General features: G+C 59.1%; 19 protein-coding genes. 6 read left to right on the forward strand and 13 right to left on the reverse strand.

The annotated features are described in order from the left end of the window. Nucleotides 1-44 precede the first annotated feature (44 nt). The 3 genes from KTJ90_RS15225 to KTJ90_RS15235 are packed head-to-tail and all read right to left on the reverse strand — an operon-like array spanning nt 45 to nt 1,883. Nucleotides 45-587, reverse strand: coding sequence for a 1,2-dihydroxy-3-keto-5-methylthiopentene dioxygenase (locus KTJ90_RS15225; protein WP_003852580.1), 543 nt, complete (start codon nt 585-587; stop codon nt 45-47). 1 nt (nt 588) lies between these two features. Then, entirely contained in the window at nt 589-1,272 is a 684-nt protein-coding gene (mtnC, locus tag KTJ90_RS15230; RefSeq protein ID WP_003852578.1) for an acireductone synthase, read from the reverse strand. Next, nucleotides 1,269-1,883: a methylthioribulose 1-phosphate dehydratase gene (locus tag KTJ90_RS15235; protein ID WP_110411628.1), complete on the reverse strand. Its 615-nt coding sequence runs from the start codon at nt 1,881-1,883 to the stop codon at nt 1,269-1,271. The genes mtnC and KTJ90_RS15235 overlap by 4 nt, the downstream gene beginning before the upstream one ends. Before the next feature lie 448 nt (nt 1,884-2,331). Here KTJ90_RS15235 and KTJ90_RS15240 point away from each other — a divergent pair, with 448 nt between their 5' ends. Together KTJ90_RS15240 and KTJ90_RS15245 are read left to right on the forward strand one after the other, a co-directional pair. Next, on the forward strand, nt 2,332-3,492 hold the full coding sequence (locus tag KTJ90_RS15240; RefSeq protein WP_140033666.1) for a pyridoxal phosphate-dependent aminotransferase: 1,161 nt from the start codon (nt 2,332-2,334) through the stop codon (nt 3,490-3,492). Then, on the forward strand, nt 3,480-4,247 hold the full coding sequence (locus KTJ90_RS15245; RefSeq protein WP_008924831.1) for an amidohydrolase: 768 nt from the start codon (nt 3,480-3,482) through the stop codon (nt 4,245-4,247). Before KTJ90_RS15240 ends, KTJ90_RS15245 begins: the two co-directional genes overlap by 13 nt. Before the next feature lie 11 nt (nt 4,248-4,258). Here the strand turns inward: KTJ90_RS15245 and uraH are convergent, their stop codons facing one another. The 9 genes from uraH to hpxU form a co-directional block, all read right to left on the reverse strand. Beyond that, complete coding sequence (gene uraH, locus KTJ90_RS15250) at nt 4,259-4,594, reverse strand: hydroxyisourate hydrolase (RefSeq protein WP_003852574.1); 336 nt, start codon at nt 4,592-4,594, stop codon at nt 4,259-4,261. Next, nucleotides 4,591-5,085 (reverse strand): 2-oxo-4-hydroxy-4-carboxy-5-ureidoimidazoline decarboxylase, encoded by a 495-nt coding sequence (uraD, locus tag KTJ90_RS15255; protein ID WP_003852573.1) that lies wholly within the window; start codon nt 5,083-5,085, stop codon nt 4,591-4,593. Before uraD ends, uraH begins: the two co-directional genes overlap by 4 nt. Before the next feature lie 3 nt (nt 5,086-5,088). Then, nucleotides 5,089-6,342 (reverse strand): allantoate amidohydrolase, encoded by a 1,254-nt coding sequence (hpxK, locus tag KTJ90_RS15260; RefSeq protein ID WP_154925769.1) that lies wholly within the window; start codon nt 6,340-6,342, stop codon nt 5,089-5,091. Then, the gene (locus KTJ90_RS15265; protein ID WP_499026534.1) at nt 6,339-7,574 is read right to left on the reverse strand and encodes a pyridoxal-phosphate-dependent aminotransferase family protein; all 1,236 of its coding nucleotides are present in this window, start codon (nt 7,572-7,574) and stop codon (nt 6,339-6,341) included. The genes hpxK and KTJ90_RS15265 overlap by 4 nt, the downstream gene beginning before the upstream one ends. Nucleotides 7,575-7,794: 220 nt before the next feature. Further along, nucleotides 7,795-8,526: an amino acid ABC transporter ATP-binding protein gene (locus KTJ90_RS15270; protein ID WP_003852570.1), complete on the reverse strand. Its 732-nt coding sequence runs from the start codon at nt 8,524-8,526 to the stop codon at nt 7,795-7,797. Further along, entirely contained in the window at nt 8,507-9,163 is a 657-nt protein-coding gene (locus tag KTJ90_RS15275; RefSeq protein WP_033742952.1) for an amino acid ABC transporter permease, read from the reverse strand. Before KTJ90_RS15275 ends, KTJ90_RS15270 begins: the two co-directional genes overlap by 20 nt. Continuing rightward, nucleotides 9,163-9,831 carry an amino acid ABC transporter permease gene (locus tag KTJ90_RS15280; RefSeq protein WP_008924825.1) on the reverse strand — a complete coding sequence of 223 codons (669 nt, stop codon included), beginning with the start codon at nt 9,829-9,831 and terminating at the stop codon, nt 9,163-9,165. The genes KTJ90_RS15275 and KTJ90_RS15280 overlap by 1 nt, the downstream gene beginning before the upstream one ends. 10 nt (nt 9,832-9,841) lie before the next feature. Further along, the gene (locus KTJ90_RS15285; RefSeq protein WP_003852569.1) at nt 9,842-10,627 is read right to left on the reverse strand and encodes a transporter substrate-binding domain-containing protein; all 786 of its coding nucleotides are present in this window, start codon (nt 10,625-10,627) and stop codon (nt 9,842-9,844) included. A 191-nt stretch (nt 10,628-10,818) separates the two neighbouring features. Next, complete coding sequence (hpxU, locus tag KTJ90_RS15290; RefSeq protein WP_499025284.1) at nt 10,819-11,658, reverse strand: MurR/RpiR family transcriptional regulator; 840 nt, start codon at nt 11,656-11,658, stop codon at nt 10,819-10,821. 151 nt (nt 11,659-11,809) lie between these two features. Between hpxU and KTJ90_RS15295 the strand changes: the two genes are divergently transcribed. The 4 genes from KTJ90_RS15295 to hpxZ are packed head-to-tail and all read left to right on the forward strand — an operon-like array spanning nt 11,810 to nt 15,365. Then, a complete protein-coding gene (locus KTJ90_RS15295; RefSeq protein ID WP_499025286.1) occupies nt 11,810-13,396 on the forward strand; it encodes a gamma-glutamyltransferase family protein in 1,587 nt (528 codons plus the stop codon). 12 nt (nt 13,397-13,408) lie between these two features. Next, nucleotides 13,409-13,591: an oxalurate catabolism protein HpxX gene (gene hpxX, locus KTJ90_RS15300; RefSeq protein WP_003852562.1), complete on the forward strand. Its 183-nt coding sequence runs from the start codon at nt 13,409-13,411 to the stop codon at nt 13,589-13,591. After that, entirely contained in the window at nt 13,588-14,985 is a 1,398-nt protein-coding gene (locus KTJ90_RS15305; protein ID WP_078804135.1) for an AtzE family amidohydrolase, read from the forward strand. Before hpxX ends, KTJ90_RS15305 begins: the two co-directional genes overlap by 4 nt. Beyond that, complete coding sequence (gene hpxZ, locus KTJ90_RS15310) at nt 14,985-15,365, forward strand: oxalurate catabolism protein HpxZ (protein WP_003852558.1); 381 nt, start codon at nt 14,985-14,987, stop codon at nt 15,363-15,365. Before KTJ90_RS15305 ends, hpxZ begins: the two co-directional genes overlap by 1 nt. 50 nt (nt 15,366-15,415) lie before the next feature. Here hpxZ and puuE read toward each other — a convergent pair whose 3' ends face one another. Beyond that, entirely contained in the window at nt 15,416-16,369 is a 954-nt protein-coding gene (puuE, locus tag KTJ90_RS15315; protein ID WP_039658999.1) for an allantoinase PuuE, read from the reverse strand. Between the last annotated feature and the right edge of the window lie 19 nt (nt 16,370-16,388).

A 16,388-nucleotide genomic window follows, 5' to 3' on the forward strand; every position in this document is an offset into this window, starting at 1 on the left:
GCGTTTGCCGCTATGGCAGACGCCTCGCATAACAGGCTGACAGATTACGCCAGACGCGGATAGGCATCCGCTATCTTATCGCCGGTAAAGTTCGCCACCCAGCCTTCCTGATTGTCGAAAATACGGATAGCCGTGAAATGGGGTGACGACCCCATATCAAACCAGTGCGGCGTTCCTGCTGGCACTGAGATCAGATCGTTTTTTTCGCAGAGGATCTGCAGGATCTCGCCATCCAGATGCAGGCAGAACAGCCCGGCCCCCTCGACAAAGAAACGCACTTCATCTTCGCCGTGCGTATGTTCATTGAGAAATTTCTCCCGCAGCACGGTTTTCTGCGGGTTATCAGCACGCATGCTGATCACATCCCAGCTCTGATAGCCCTTTTCCGCCACCAGCCGATCAATCGCATGCTGATAGGCGTTGATCACCGTTTCGGGATCCGGATTTTCACCCAAATCACGATCGGCTTCCCAGCGCTCGAAACGGACACCTTTGGCATTCAGGCGGTCACGAATCGCTTCCGCGTCAGTGCTGTGCCACACCGGCTGGCTGGCTTCACGGTCGGTAAAAATAGTCAGTGCGCTCATGCTAAATCGACTCCGGGTTAATCTGGGAAAAATCCGTCACCTGACGATGGCGGCTCTCATTGTCCGCATCGCCACGCAGTAATTGCAACGTCTGCCAGCCCGCCTCTGCGGCGGCATCCAGCTCCTGATGAATATCGGAGAGGAACAGCAGCTGCTCCGCTGGCTGGCCAATGTCAGCAGCGATAGTGCGATAAGCCGCGACGTCGCGTTTGGCGCCGACGTGGGTGTCAAAATAGCCACTGAACAGGCCAGTAATATCACCTTCGTCGCTGTAGCCAAATAACAATTTCTGCGCCGCAACCGAGCCGGAGGAATATACATAAAGTTCAATGCCCTGCGCCTTCCAGCGGCTGAGCGCAGGCACGACGTCGGGATAGAGATGACCGGTAAAACTGCCGTTCACGTAGCCATCACGCCAGATCATGCCCTGCAGCGCCTTCAGGCCGGTCGATTTGCGATCCTGGTCCATAAAGCCCAGCAGAATATCTGTGACGCCAGCCAGATCGGCCTGCAGCTGACCAGCTTCTTCGCGCACCGACTGCAGTGCGGCCGCCACGTCCGGCTGGTGCGCATTTTCACGCAGGAAATCCGGCAGATGCTTGCGGGCATAGGGAAACAGGATGTTATGTACAAAGCGGATATCGCTGGTAGTGCCTTCGATATCAGTAACAATGGCGCGAATCATGCTTTCTCCAGCAGGCGACGTTGACGTTCACATTCAAATAAAAATTCCAGACCTTCCAGATGACGGCGGGCTTCGCTGACATCCCGGCCCCAGCAGGTTAAGCCGTGGCCGCGCAGCAGAAAGCCGTAATGCAGCGGAAAACGTGCGGCGTAATCTTCAATTTCTGACGCCAGCGCCGCGATATCCTGGCTATTGTCGAACACGGGAATCGCCAGCGTATCCAGATGAGTATGCTGACCACTTAACGATTTTTGCATCTCATAGCCGTGCAGCAATAGCGCCGCACCCTGCTCCACCCGCGACAGCACGGTCGAATTCACCGTGTGGGTGTGCAGCACCGCGCCCGCCTCAGGAAAGAGGCGATAGATCATCGTGTGCAGGCCGGTTTCTGCCGACGGCTTACGGCCAGAGAGCGACTGGCTGGTGGCGATATCGACCTCAATAAAGTCATCCCGCGTCAGCGTGCCTTTATCTTTGCCCGATTCACTCAGCAGGCAGACATGTTCATCGCGGCGCACGGACATATTTCCGCCGGTGGCCGGTGCCCAGCCTTTTTCGCCAATCCAGTGACAGGCGGCGACCAGCTGATCTAACGGAAGACTCTGCGACATAAAGGTTCCTTGCGGTGAAATGAGATCACAGGTGGCTCAGATAATGATAATGAAAATACAACAGCTCAAAAATGTTAAACAGCAAGCAAGCGTACGTGACTTTCGAATCATCTTCTCCGGGTCCTGCCAAATGATCCGTGTGTCAGCAAGGCGGCAAGCGCGCTTATCCCCGGGAGCTGACACTCGTCAGTGACCGGGGTAAGCAAGCGTAGCCAACGCCGCTGCCGCGCGGAGCATGTCGGCAGGACAAGGCGGCAAGTGCGCGCATCCCCGGGAGCTGACACTCGTCAGTGACCGGGGTAAGCAAGTGCAGCCAACACCGCTGACGCGCGGAGCATGACGCATTTAGCCGTCTAAGCGTCTTGATTGCCAAATACTACCATCCTGTTTATAGTGGCACAAACACCGGGTGACACCGCATCAATTTTCGCGCTTAAGGCCTGACACCATGACGCAGCACAACCTGATCCCCGAGAGTAAACTTCCCCTACTCGGCACCACGATTTTCAGCCAGATGAGTGCGCTGGCGCAGCAGCATAACGCCATCAATCTCTCTCAGGGCTTTCCCGATTTCAGCGGCCCGGACTATCTGCAGCAGCGGCTGGCGTATCACGTCAGCCAGGGCGCGAATCAATATGCGCCGATGACCGGTGCGCTGCCGTTACGCGAGGCGATAGCGGAGAAAACCGCGCGACTTTATGATTACCGTCCTGATGTTGACGCGGAGATTACGGTGACGGCGGGCGCGACCGAAGCGCTCTATGCGGCGATTACCGCACTGGTGCGGCCGGGCGATGAGGTGATCTGCTTTGATCCCAGCTACGACAGCTATGCGCCTGCGGTGGAGTTGTCTGGCGGCGTGATGAAACGCATTACGCTGCAGCCGCCCGCTTTTCGGGTGGACTGGCAGGCGTTTGCTGCGCTGCTGAGTGACAAAACCCGGCTGGTGATTCTGAATACGCCGCACAACCCTACCGCTACCGTCTGGCAGCAATCCGATTTCGCCGCGCTGTGGCAGGCGATTTCGGCGCACCCGGTTTATGTGCTGAGCGACGAAGTTTATGAGCACATCTGCTTCGATGAGGCGGGCCACGCCAGTGTGCTGGCCCATCCTGATTTGCGTCAGCGCGCCATCGCGGTGTCGTCGTTTGGCAAGACGTTCCACATGACCGGCTGGAAAGTGGGCTATTGCATTGCGCCTGCGGCGATCAGCGCTGAACTGCGCAAAGTGCATCAATACCTGACCTTCTCGGTGAATACCCCGGCGCAGCTGGCAATCGCCGATATGCTGCGTGAGCATCCGGAACACTATCTTGAGCTGCCAGCGTTCTATCGCGATCGACGCGATCGGCTGGCCACGGCGCTGAGCAACAGCCGCTTTAAGGTTCTGCCCTGCGAAGGGACCTACTTTTTACTGGTCGATTACAGCGCCATCTCCGATCGGGATGATGTCAGTTTCTGCCAGTGGCTGACCCGTGAAGTCGGCGTCGCCGCGATACCCCTGTCGGTGTTCTGCGCCGATGCTTTCCCCCATAAACTGATCCGCCTCTGTTTTGCCAAACAGCCGGCGACATTAGATGCCGCCGCGGAGCGCTTATGTCAGCTTTGAAAATCACGCTATTGCAGGAGACGCTGAGCTGGATGGATGGCGAGGCCAACCTGCGCCATTTTGACGCGCAGCTGGCCGGACTTACCGGACGCGATCTGATTATCCTGCCAGAGATGTTTACGACCGGCTTTGCGATGGAGGCGGCGAAAAGCTCGCTGCCAGAGGCGCAGGTGGTTGAGTGGCTGCACCAGCATGCCCGCAGCACCGATGCCCTGGTCGGCGGCAGCGCGGCAATTCAGACAGAACACGGCGCGGTAAACCGCTTCCTGCTGGTCGAACCGGACGGCACGCTGCATCAGTATGACAAGCGTCACCTGTTCCGTATGGCGGACGAGCATCACCACTATCAGCCCGGCGAACAGCGGCAGGTGTTTGAGTGGCGCGGCTGGCGCATTCTGCCGCAAATCTGTTACGACCTGCGCTTCCCGGTCTTCTCGCGCAACCGCAATGATTACGATCTGGCGCTCTATGTCGCCAACTGGCCTGCGCCACGTGCGCTGCACTGGCAGGCGCTACTGTTAGCGCGGGCGATTGAAAATCAGGCTTACGTGGCAGGCTGTAACCGCGTTGGCAGCGATGGCAATCAGCATCACTACAGTGGCGACAGCCAGATTATCTCACCGCAGGGGGAGATCCTCAGCGCGGCCGAGCAGCATCAGCGCGCCCGGCTTGATGCCGAGCTGTCACTGGACGCGCTTCAGGCTTACCGCGAGCGCTTCCCGGCCTGGCAGGATGCAGACCGGTTTTCGCTGTAAACCACCGCCGGCTAACTGCCGCGATAAGTTGACCAGGACCAGGGCGAAATCAGAAATGGCAGATGAAAATGGCTGCCCGCCTCGGCGATCATAAAATCGATCTGTGCACTGACGTAGAGCGCATCCCGACCGGCGACGGCAAAATAGTCGCCGATTTCCGCCGTTAAACGGTAGTGGCCCGGCGTCAGCGGCTCAGGCGTCAGATCTTTCAGACGCCCGTCGCTGTCCGTTTCACCCTGTGAAATCGGAAACCAGCCTTCCGGGCTGTTCTGCTCCAGTGAAATCGCCACGCCGCTGGCCGGTTTACCCAGCGCCGTGTCGAGAATATGGGTGGTCACAGTGCTCATTGAATCGTCTCCTTAAGGCGTAACAGGGTAATTTCACGCAGTTGATCCAGCGCCTCCTGCTGCTCGGTAACATCGCTATTCTGCAACCGACGCTGCAACTCTGCGAGCATCTGTTCGCCGCTGCGCCCTTTGGCACGAATCAGAAACACCCGGCCAAAACGCGCTTCATACGCCTTATTCCCCTGCTGCATCGCCTGTTGCAGAGCATAATCGGCCTGCTGCATCGCGGACTGCTCCCCACGCGACAGTACAGACTCTTTGTCCGCGCCGTTCGCGCGTTCGCCAATGCGGGGATGGGCCGACAAGGCCGCTTCCAGCTCGGGCTGCTGCCACTGGCGAGCCAGCGCATCGGCAGTGGCCAGTAGCGCCTCAATGGTGGCAAAAGGCCGGCCCGCCACCATCGACTGCTGCCAGTGCGGGATCGCCACACAGTGCCGGATGGCCGACTGCGCCTCGTCAGCTGACAGCTGATTAAATGTGGCTAACTCCATATTTTAACTCCGTCCGGCAATCAGCGAGACCGCTTCCAGATAAGCCTGCAGCGCAGGAGCCACATCGTCAACCGCCACCGACTCTGCCGGATGATGACTGATGCCGCGATGGTTACGCACAAATAACATGCCGACCGGCCAGCGTTCAGCGATAGCGATAGCGTCATGCCCGGCCCCGCTCGGCAGTGACAGACTGCGACCCTGCACCGTTTCCACCGCATGGCTCAGCGCCTGTTGCAGCGCGGAGTCACAGGCGGTAGCACCGATGCGATAATATTCGTTCGACTCGAAGCGAAGTCCACGACGCAGCGCAATCGCCTCAGCCTGCGTTAGCAGGCTGGAGAGCAGCGTCTCCAGCGGATTATCCAGCGGACCGCGCACGTCCAGCGACAGCGATACCTCGCCGGGGATCACATTCACTGCACCCGGCGCGCAGTTAATCGTGCCCACAGTCGCGACCAGCTGCGGATCCTGCTCACGGGTGGCCTGCTCGATAAACACCATCCACTCGGCGGCGGCGGCCAGCGCATCTTTGCGATGCGTCATCGGCACCGTTCCCGCATGGCCCGCTTCGCCGGTGAAACGACAGTTGAGGCGGCGCGCACCGTTAATCGCCGTGACCACACCCAGCGCCAGATCTTCCTGCTCCAGACAGGGGCCTTGTTCGATGTGCAGCTCAAGATATCCGACGATATCCTCAACCCGCCGCGCCGCAGATGCGATCCTGTCGCTGTCGAGACCAACATCGGCCATCGCCTGCGCGACAGTAATGCCGTTGCCGTCGGGATGTGTCACCCAGCTTTGCGGCCAACTGCCGGTAATCCCGCGACTGCCAAGCAGCGTAATGCCAAAACGGGTGCCCTCTTCGTCGCCAAAGCCAATCACCTCAATGGCCAGCGGCAGGCGGCGCTGATGTTCATTTAGCCACTGTACGGTTTCAATGGCGCTGAGCACGCCCAGCATCCCGTCGTAGCGGCCGGCGTTGCGCACCGTGTCGAGATGGGAGCCGAGCAGCAGCGCATGCGCACCCGCTTCTGCCGCCTCATAGCGCCCACAGATATTGCCGACTTCATCCTGCCACACCTGCATCCCCGCTGCCTGCATCCACTCACCGACGCAGGCGTTGGCGCGCAGATGTTCCGCCGACAGGTAGACGCGGGTCAGGCCCTCAGCCGTTTCGCTGATCGCTGCCAGCGCATCACAGCGCGCCATCACGCGCTGTGCAGCGGCCTGAGCTTCGCTGGCACTCATCATCATGCCTGGCTCCCGTAGTGATCCCAGGCGGCCTGCGCACCCGCGCCCTGCGGCGTGCGATAACCAACATGAGTCAGCACTGTTTCCAGCGCCGATAGCGTCTGCATCACGCAATCTTTGCGCGCGTTGTAACCCATGGTGCCGATGCGCCACACCTTGCCATGCAGCGGACCAAATGAGGTGCCAATCTCAATGCCGAAATCCTCCAGCATCAGTTTGCGCACCTGATCGCCGTTGACACCTGACGGGATCATCACGCCCAGCACGTTGTTCATCTTGTTTTTCAGATCGCCAAAGGTCTCCAGCCCCATTCCCTGAATGCCTTTCAGCATCGCTTCACCATGCAGTTTGTGACGGGCGATGCCGTTATCCAGCCCTTCCTGCAGGATCAGACGGGCACACTCGCGGGCGCCAAACAGCGCACTGGTCGCTTCGGTGTGATGGTTAAGCCGCTCCGGCCCCCAGTAATCCATGATCATGCCGAGATCAAAATAGTTGGAGTAGATCATTTCATCATCTCCATCCTGATGCGCCTCGGTGCGGATCCCCTGCTCCACGCATTTGCGTTTGCGGATCACCGCTTCCATCTCTGCGCTCAGGGTGATCGGCGACGTGCCCGATGGGCCGCCCAGGCATTTCTGCATCCCCGCCGATACGGCATCCAGTCCCCAGGCATCCGTTTCCAGCGGGTTGCCCGCCAGCGACGCGGTGGCATCGGTGTAGAACAGCACGCCGTACTGTTTACAGATCGCCCCCAGCTGCTCAAGTGGCTGCAGCATGGTGGTCGAGGTATCGCCCTGCACGGTCAGCAGCAGGCGTGGCCGCACTTTTTTGATCGCATCTTCAATCTGGTCCGGGGTAAAGACTTCGCCCCACGGCACTTCGATGGTGTGAACGTCCGCACGACAGCGGCGGGCAATTTCGCACAGCAGATGACCGAAGCGGCCAAACACCGGGACCAGCACTTTGTCGTCAGGGCGGATAGCGGAGAGCAGTATCGATTCGATGCCGGCACGAGAGGTGCCATCAATCAGCAGCGTCCAGCGGTTCTCTGTGCGGAACACGCCGCGATAGAGCGCCATCACTTCGTTCATGTAGTGGGTCATCGCGGGATCGTACTGACCCAGCAGCTGGCTCGACATGGCGCGCAGCACGCGGGGATCGGCGTTGATCGGTCCCGGTCCCATCAGCAGACGCTGTGGCGGATTGAGTTGCGGGTATTGTGTTATATCCATCATCATTTCCTTTTCTGATGCCCGACAGGCTATTTTATTTGCCATTCTGGCCCCGAGCAGTGCTCACACAGGCTGCTTTAGCAACCTGAACGCCCGTAAGGGCGGCCCTGAAGGGGCGAGCACAGCGAGTCATCCTCACGTACTTCGTGTACGCTCCGGTTGTTCCGCGCTGTCCGTGGTCAGACTGTCTGCAACAATAAACGCCTGTCAAACTAAACATTTAGAGACGAACCGAAGAGATAAACTGCTTCAGCTCCGGCGTCTGCGGCTGGGCGAACAGCGTTTTACTGTCGCCCTGCTCCCAGACGCGCCCCTGATGCATAAAGACCACACGATCGCCCACGTCGCGGGCAAAGCTCATTTCATGGGTGACGAGGATCAGCGTCATTCCCTCTGCCGCCAGCTGCTCCAGAACTTTAAGCACTTCGCCCACCAGTTCAGGATCGAGCGCGGAGGTAATCTCATCACAGAGTAAAACTTTCGGCGTCATCGCCAGCGCACGGGCGATCGCCACGCGCTGCTGCTGACCGCCAGAGAGGCTGGCAGGATAGTAGTTAAGACGTTCACCCAGCCCGACTTTCTCCAGCATCTGCGCCGCCAGCGCACGGCACTCGGCCTCGCTTTTCTTCAGCACCCGGCGCGGCGCCAGCATCACGTTCTCCAGCGCCGTCATGTGCGGGAACAGATTGAAGCTCTGAAATACCATTCCGACCGAGCGGCTGATTTCACGCGCCTGCGAATCACGGTCAGTAATCGTCATCCCGCCGAGCTTGATGCTGCCCTCCTGATAGCCTTCCAGCCCGTTCATACAGCGCAGCAACGTGCTTTTGCCGGATCCACTACGACCAATGATCGAGATCACCTCGCCCATGTCGATATCCAGATCCACGCCTTTCAACACATGGTTGTCGCCGTAATATTTTTGCACCTGATTAATGGTGATGAGCGGCATTGAATTTTTTCTCCAGATACTGGCTGTAGCGAGACAGCGGATAACACATCAGGAAGTAGCCCAGCGCCACCAGCCCAAAGACTTTAAACGGCTGATAGGTCACATTGTTCAGAATGGTGCCCGCCTTAGTCAGCTCAATGAAGCCGATAATTGAGGCCAGCGCGGTCCCCTTGATCACCTGCACGGCAAAGCCCACGGTCGGCGCGATACCGATGCGGATCGCCTGGGGTGCCACCACCCGCCATAGCGTCTGACCAAAGGTGAGGCCGAGGCAGCGCGACGCTTCCCACTGCCCTTTCGGCAGGGCGCGAATGCTGCCGTACCAGATGTCCACCAGAAAGGCGCTGGTGTAGAAGGTCAATGCCAGCGAAGCTGCGGTCCAGGGCGCGACATCAATGCCGAATAGCCCGACGCCGAAAAATGCCAGGAACAGCTGCATCAGCAGCGGCGTGCCCTGAAACAGCGCGGTGTAACCGCGTATCACGCGCGTCAGCCACTTGCGTTGCAGCAGACGCAGAAACAGCAGTGGCAGCGTTACCAGCGTTCCGCCGGCAAAGGCCACCAGCGACAGTAACAGGGTCCAGCGCGCCGCCAGCAGCAGGTTGCGCAGGATGTCCCAGTCAGTAAAGGTCGTCATCATGATGGCTGCACTCCAAACCATTTACGGCCAATTGCCAGCAGCAGATGGCGCATCGCAATCGACAACGCCAGGTAGATCAGCGTGGTCACCAGATAGACCTCAAAACTTAAGAAGGTGCGCGACTGAATCAGGTTAGCGGCGAAGGTCAGCTCCTCATAAGAAACCTGGGACACCACCGACGACCCCAGCATCACGATGATGCACTGACTGACCAGCGCCGGGTAAATGCGCTGCAGCGCAGGTGGCAACACCACCCGCAAAAATGTCTGGCTGCGGGTTAATCCCAGCACCCGGCCTGCTTCCCACTGCCCTTTGGGCGTGACCTGAATTCCGGCACGGATGATCTCGGTACTGTAAGCGCCAAGGTTGATCAGCATCGCCAGCAGCGCCGCCTCGCCAGCGGTGAGTTTCAGCCCCAGCGCAGGCAGACCGAAAACAATAAAGAACAGCTGCACCACAAACGGCGTATTGCGGATCAGCTCGACATAGATGCCCCACAGGCGGCTCATCCAGCTGGGTTTGCCACTGCGCAGCGCCGCGCCCGCAATGCCCAGCGCCACACCACCGGTCGTCGCCAGCACCGTCAGCTGGAGGGTGACCCACAGACCGGAGAGCAGCTCCGGCCAGTAGGGCCACAGGGCGGGAAAGTTAAGTTGCCCGGTCATGAATCCGTCCTCAGGCGCCGAGGTTGGCGGGCAGCGGCGCTTTGAGCCACTCTTCTGACAGTTTATTCAGGGTGCCATCTTTGATGCCCTGCTCAATCAGCGCATTGACTTTCGCTTTCAGCGCAGGCTCATCTTTCTTCAGGCCGATAAAGCAGGGGGAATCTTTCAGCATAAACTGCGCGACAGGCGCTTTAGCCGGATTCTGGCGTGCAATCGCGGCGACCACCAGGTTACCGGTGGCGACATATTGCACCTGACCGGAGAGATAGGCAGACAACGTGGTGTTGTTATCTTCATAGCGTTTTATCTGCGCATCTTTCGGCGCAACGTCGCTGAGCACCATGTCTTCTACCGCACCGCGCGTGACGCCAATCGACTTGCCGCTCAGCGCCGACGCCGCTTTGATCTCATCGCCTTTCGGACCAAATACGCCCAGGAAGAACGGCGCATAGGCGCGGGTAAAGTCGATCACTTTCTCACGCTCGGCATTTTTACCCATGCTGGAGATAACCAGATCGACCTTGTCAGTTTGCAGATAAGGCACGCGGTTGGCACTGCTGACCGGCACCAGCTGCAACTTAAGTTTCATCTGCTTTGCCAGATATTTCGCCGTGTCGATGTCATACCCCTGCGGCTGCAGGTCAGTGCCGACCGAGCCAAAGGGTGGGAAATCCTGCGGCACAGCGACGCGGATGACACCGCGCTTCTGGATGTCCTGCAGTTGATCGGCCAGCGCACTTCCCGCCTGAGCCATCAGTAATGCTGCAGCTGCTACCGCCATTAAAACTTTTTTCATTATGCACCCCGGTGAGATTAACATGAAACAAAAGATTCTTTGGGATGCATTCTGCAACTAATGTGCCAATGCGGGTGGCAATTAAAAAAGGGTTAGACGGCAGAGAGTTCCGTTGAAACTGGACGTAATCGGAACGATTACGCCGGGAAAGATGTGTTCTGAAATGGGGCAAAGCACCAAAACGGTGCCTGTTAACGGTGCTCCAGTTCGTCAAACTGCTGATACAGGTCAGCGATCTGATGAATCCGCTGACGTCCCTGAGCCAGCATTTCATGCAGCAGGGAATTAGCAATCAGGTTAACCAGACTCATGGCGGCACTGTAACTGTCGAAGGCGGAGACGCTGTCCAGCGGCGTACAGAGTTGCCAGCGCGCCAGCGCAATCACCGTCTGCGCCTGCGGCTCACACAGCGCCAGCAGCGGGATACCGGCTGCCTGCAACTGCTGCATCAGCGGGCGAATGATGCGTGGACGACGACGAAAGGCCATCACGATGACCATGTCGTCCGGTGTGATATCCACCAGCTCCTCTGCCAGCGTCTGGCCCGGCTGCGGCAGAATATGCACCTGTGAACGCGCCTGCACCAGTTGCTGGCGCAGGTGCAGCGCCACCGGGTAGGCATTGCGCATACCGATGATAAAGATGCGTTTTGCCTGCGACAGCTGCTGAATAACCTCGTTAAAGTGCTGTGCATCCAGGCTGTTAACCCACTGCGTCAGATTCGCCATCTCCTGCTTATAGTGGCGTGCCAGCAAGGTATTGCCCTGCACGGCATCACGATTATCTGTCAGCGGCATGCCGCTCTGACGCAGGATGCGTAACTCATCACGCATATCTTTGTATTTCTCGTAGCCCAGACGCTTAAACAGCCTGCTGACCGTGGCTTTCGACACACCACTGAGCCGCGCCAGCTCGGCGCTGTTGTAGCTGATCAGGTCATCGAAATGGTCAAACACGAAGTCAGCAATGCGCTGTTCCTGTGGCGAGAGCTGGGGATAGTGACTTCTGAGTCGTTCATCAAGCTGTTGCATAAGGCGTCCTGTAACTTTTGTTTCAGCACTTTTGTTTAGCAAAACCTAGCACAATTTACGCCAGGTTAACCGGCGCATTGTCATCGCAGGGTGAAAACTGGAACAGCTCTTGCTTTGTTATGGGTTCTGTCACCCGAAGAATGAGAAAACGATGATTCAAAGCAATATGGCCCCGCAGGGGATGGCGGTGACGCCGCACCATCTGGCGAGTGAAAGCGCACTCGCGGTACTGCGTGATGGCGGTAATGCCATTGAAGCGATGGTGGCCGCCGCCGCAACTATCGCGGTGGTCTATCCACACATGAATGGACTGGGCGGCGACGGTTTCTGGCTGATTCTGCCGCCCGGTGGTGATCCTGTCGCTATCGACGCCAGCGGCGCAGCAGGTTCACTGGCTCACCGCGATTTTTACGCCGATCACCCGAAAATTCCACATCGCGGACCGAAAGCGGCGCTGACCGTAGCCGGTACAGTCAGTGGCTGGCAGGAGGCACTGATGCTCTCTAAGGAGATGGGCACCCCGCCGCTGCCGCTGGCTCGTCTGCTGCGTGATGCCATTCGCTACGCCGCCGACGGCATTCCGGTGACCGCTTCACAGAGCGCCGCCACCGCGACGTTTCGCAGTGAGTTGCAGCATCAGCCCGGCTTCAGCGCCACGTTTATGCCTGACGGCGAGGTGCCGCAGCCCGGCAGCCGTTTTACCCAGCCCGCACTGGCGAACACCCTGAGTCAGCTCACCGAAGAGGGACTCGACAGTTTTTATCGCGGCCCGCTGGCTCATCATCTGGCCGACGAGATGGCGACACTGGGCATGCCGGTGACGCTGAACGATCTGCAGCAGCATCGCGCCCGCCGCACAACGCCACTGCACCTCGCACACAGTGAAGGCGACATCTGGAATATCGCCCCGCCGACGCAGGGCATGGTGTCGCTGGCCATCCTCGGCATCACCGACCGGCTGGCGATGGCGGAGGCTGATGACGCGCAGACGGTGCACCGCATCGTTGAAGCCACCAAGAAAGCCTTTGCGCTGCGGGACAAACACATCACCGATCCGCGTCACGTTACCGAAGATCTGCAGGCGCTGCTGGATAGCGATCACCTTGCCACACTCGCCAGCCAGATCACCGATGGTGAGGCGGCAGCCTGGGGGAGCGGACGCGGCCCGGGCGATACCGTCTGGATGGGCGTGATGGACAGCAGCGGTCTGGCGGTCTCCTTTATTCAAAGCATCTATCACGAGTTTGGCAGTGGTGTGGTGCTGCCCGGCACCGGTATTACCTGGCAGAACCGTGGCGCGGCGTTTAGCCTGGATCCTGACCACTTACTCGCCCTTGCGCCCGGCAAGCAGCCGTTTCATACCCTGAATCCCGCCGCTGCATGCCTGAAAGATGGCCGGACAATGGTGTATGGCGCCATGGGCGGAGATGGACAGCCGCAGACCCAGGCGGCGATTTTTACCCGCCATGTCATTCAGGGCCTGCCGTTACAGCAGGCGGTCAGTGCGCCGCGCTGGCTGCTGGGCCGGACCTGGGGTCAATCGTCCGACTCACTGAAACTGGAAGGCCGTTTTGACGACGAAACGGTATTGATGCTGCGTCTGTGGGGACATGAGGTGGAGCTGCTGCCGGACTTCAGTGAATCCGTTGGCCATGCGGGCGCCATCGTGCGTCACAGCAACGGCATGTTTGAGGGCGCAAGCGATCCGCGCAGTAACGGCAGCGCTGCCGGTTTTTAACAGGAGCGAATCATGAATCAACACGACTGGGCCAGCTACATCGGCCATATGGAGCAGATACTGCAACTGGAACTGGATGACGCCCGCCGCGCTGAACTGCTGATCCAGCTGTCGCGTATCGCGGAGATGGCGGCACCGCTGATGGCGTTTCCGCTGGACGATCGGCTGGAAGTGGCAGGAGTATACCAGGCATGAGATTAGGTGATGTTTCGATTCAGAGCCTGCAGCGGGCGATCCAGCAGGGTGAGATCAGCGCGGTGGAGGTAGCGAAGAGCACGCTGCAGGCCGTTGAGCAGCATAATCCGGCGCTGAATGCCTGGACGGAAGTGACCGGGCCGCGCATGTTAAAAGAGGCCAGCGCGATTGATGCGCAGCGGCAGCGCGGCGAAACCCTGCCACCGCTGGCGGGCATCCCGTATGCGGTGAAAAACCTGTTTGATGTGGCGGGTCACAGCACACTGGCCGGTGCCAGCCTGTTCCGCGATCGCCCCGTGGCACAGGCAGATGCGTTTGCCGTGGAGAAACTGCGTCACGCAGGCGCGCTGCTGTCGGGCATGCTGAACATGGATGCTTATGCCTATGGTTTTACCACCGAAAACAGCCACTATGGTGCGACGCACAATCCGCGCGATCTGAGCCGCGTGGCGGGCGGCTCTTCAGGCGGTTCAGCCGCCGCCGTGGCCGCCGGGTTGGTCCACTTTTCACTGGGCACCGACACCAACGGCTCGATTCGGGTGCCCGCGTCGCTGTGCGGTATTTTTGGTCTTAAGCCAACTTTTGGTCGTCTGTCACGCAGCGGCAGCCATCCGTTTGTCGCCAGCCTTGATCACATCGGCCCACTGGCGCGCCGGGTTGAGGACCTGGCACTGGTGTATGACCTGTTGCAGGGCGCAGACCACGCTGACGCGTTTCAGGCTGACCGTCCACTGGCCGAGACGCTGCCAGGGCTGTCACAGGGCAGCGAAGGATTGCGCTGTGGCGTACTGGGTGGTTTTTTTGCCCGCTGGTGCGATGAGGATGCCCGCGCGGCCGTCGCGGCAGTTGCAGCCGCGCTTGAGGCTCAGGAAGAGGTGCTGATGCCGGAGGCGGAGCTGGCCCGCTCGGCGGCGTTTATCATGACCGCTGCCGAGGGCGGCAATCACTATTTGCCTGCCCTGCGCCAGATGCCGGAGCAGTTTGAACCGAACTCACGTGAGCGTCTGCTGGCCGGTGCCATGATGCCTGGTGCCTGGTATGTGCAGGCACAGCGTTTCCGTCGCCATTTTCAGCAGCAGGTGTTACCGCTGTTTGATCGGTTCGATGTGCTGATCGCCCCAGCGACGCCCTGCAGCGCGATTACTATCGGTCAGCAAACTCTGACGATTCAGGGTGAGTCGCTGCCCGCCAAGGCGAGCATGGGAATGCTGACGCAGCCGATCTCCTTCCTGGGATTGCCGGTCTGTACCGTGCCGCTGGCGACCCGAAGTGGCCTGCCGATTGGATTACAGCTTATCGCCCGTCCGTTTAATGAAGAGGCAGTACTACGCGCCGCCTGGGCACTGGAACAACAGGGCATTACGATGCCGCAAATGAATATGGCAGGAGCCTGATGAACAGAGAGATTAATTTACCGCAGGTGCTCACCGAGGTAACGGCGCAGTTTTATCGCTACGAGCAGGCGCTGGTAAGCAATGACGTGGAAGAACTGGATGCGCTGTTCTGGCATGACCCGCGAACCGTGCGTCTTGGGGCGGGTGAGAATCTGTATGGCATTGATGAAATTCGGGCCTTCCGTGCCGCGCGTCCTTCAGCCGGTCTGAACAGGACGCTACGGAACACCGTGATTACGACTTTTGGCGAGGATTATGCGGTCTGCAGCACCGAATTTACCCGCCCTGGCAGCGATAAGATTGGCCGTCAGCAGCAGACCTGGGTGCGAATGCCCCACGGCTGGTGCATCGTGGCGGCGCAGGTCAGTCTGATGAGCTGACGGCATCCGGCGCTGCTCCCGTTCAGAACGGGGCAAGCGCCGGAACTGTCTTAAGGTGCCGGGTGAGTTGCGATCCAGTGGTCAGCAATCTGCTGGCGGGTACAGATCCAGACGTCGTCGTGCTGCTGGATGTGATCGAGGAAGTTCTGCAACGCGCGGAATTTGCCAGGGCGACCCAGCAGGCGGCAATGCATGCCGACCGACATCATCTTCGGCGCCGTCTCTCCCTCTTCATACAGCACATCGAAGGTGTCGCGCAGATAGGTGAAGAACTGTTCGGCGGTGTTAAACCCCTGCGGCGAGGCAAAGCGCATATCGTTGCACTCAAGGGTGTAAGGAATAACCAGGTGCGGTTTTACCGTGCCATCCTGGCAGGTAACCTGCGTCCAGAACGGCAGATCATCGCCGTAGTAGTCACTGTCGTAGCTGAACCCACCCTGCTCCACCACCAGCCGACGGGTGTTCGGGCTGTCGCGCCCGGTGTACCAGCCTGTTGGCGCTTTCCCAAACAGATCCACCAGCACATCCACTGCCTGCTGCATATGCTGACGTTCAGTTTTTGCATCCATGCCCTGATAGTGGATCCAGCGCCAGCCGTGGCTGACCACATCGTAGTCCGCCTGTTTAATCGCCTCGACAATTTCCGGATGACGCGCCAGCGCCATCGCCACACCAAACACGGTTAGTGGCAGACCACGTTTCTGAAATTCATTGTGGATGCGCCAGAAGCCGGCGCGGGAGCCGTACTCATACAGCGACTCCATCGACATGTGACGATCGGTATAGCTGGCTGCACCGATGATGTCGGAGAGGAACTGCTCTGAGCCCGCATCGCCATGCAGCACACTGTTTTCTGCACCCTCTTCGTAATTCAGGACAAACTGCACTGCCACACGGGCGTTATTGGGCCAGGCGGCGTGCGGCGGATTGGCGCCATAACCGATTAAATCGCGCGGATAGTTTTTGTTAAAGCTGTACTCTTTCTTCTCTGCAGCGTCAGTCATTACTCCACCTGTTTTGATT

Origin of the sequence: Pantoea jilinensis (assembly GCF_019104105.1) — a bacterium.
Classification (GTDB): Bacteria; Pseudomonadota; Gammaproteobacteria; order Enterobacterales; family Enterobacteriaceae; genus Pantoea; species Pantoea eucalypti.